The 797-nt window shown below is 59.6% G+C and carries 2 protein-coding genes; both read right to left on the bottom strand.

Annotated features, from left to right (window positions below; translation table 11 throughout):
• Positions 1-267: flagellin N-terminal helical domain-containing protein (locus AC6CIG_RS29645; protein ID WP_498324379.1), on the bottom strand; the 267-nt coding region annotated here is incomplete at its 3' end.
• A 245-nt stretch (positions 268-512) separates the two neighbouring features.
• Positions 513-797 (bottom strand): flagellin (locus AC6CIG_RS29640; RefSeq protein ID WP_498324378.1); only part of this gene is annotated, 285 nt, incomplete at its 5' end.

Raw genomic sequence — 797 nt, 5'->3', positions numbered from 1 at the left:
CTTGACGACTTCGATCGCCGATTCCATACCGGAATAGGCGGTGTCGACCTTGGCGGCGCCGAGGCCGAGGGCGTCCTGAACGGCCGAAAGAGCCATGTTGTCCGAGCGCATGGTCGTTGCGATCGACCAGTAGGCGGCGTTGTCGGAAGCTTCGCCGACGCGGAGGCCGGACGAGACATGTGCCTGCGTCTCTTCCATGTTGGAACCGATGGTGCGCAGAGTCTGCAGCGCGGCCATGGCCGCGATGTTGGTCAAAATGCTAGTCATAAGATGGTGCCCCTTGATGGCTGGTTAAGAAAGGGACATTCCGGTCGCACCGGGAACGGCGGTCAGCATCATGCCTGCTAACCCATTGAAATTCGGGTCAACCCGCCGCTTCGATGAGGTCATCTAAGCCCAACATGGTTAACGAATACTGAAACACTATCGAGAAAACGAAAGGCCGCACCCATCGCTGAGCGCGGCCTTCTGAAGTCGGTCTACGCGGCTCAGCCTTCCGCGTGTAGCGACGCTTAGCGGAACAGCGAGAGCACGTTCTGCGAGTCGGAGTTGGCGATCGAGAGCGCCTGGATGGCGAGCTGCTGCTGCGTCTGCAGCGCCTTCAGGCGGGTCGATTCCTCGTTCATGTCGGCATCGACGAGTCGGCCAACGCCGGCGTCGATCGAGTCCGTCAGGTTGGATACAAACTCTTTCTGCATGTCGATGCGAGAGGAAATCGAGCCGAGCGACGAAGCAGCGCTGGCCATCGATTCGAGGGCTGAATCAACCATCGAGAGCATGCCGGCAAGCTGAGTAGA

It is taken from the genome of Sinorhizobium sp. GQ132 (assembly GCF_059758575.1).
Note: the sequence above shows the minus strand (reverse complement) of the source record. Positions and strands in the feature narration are given on the sequence as shown.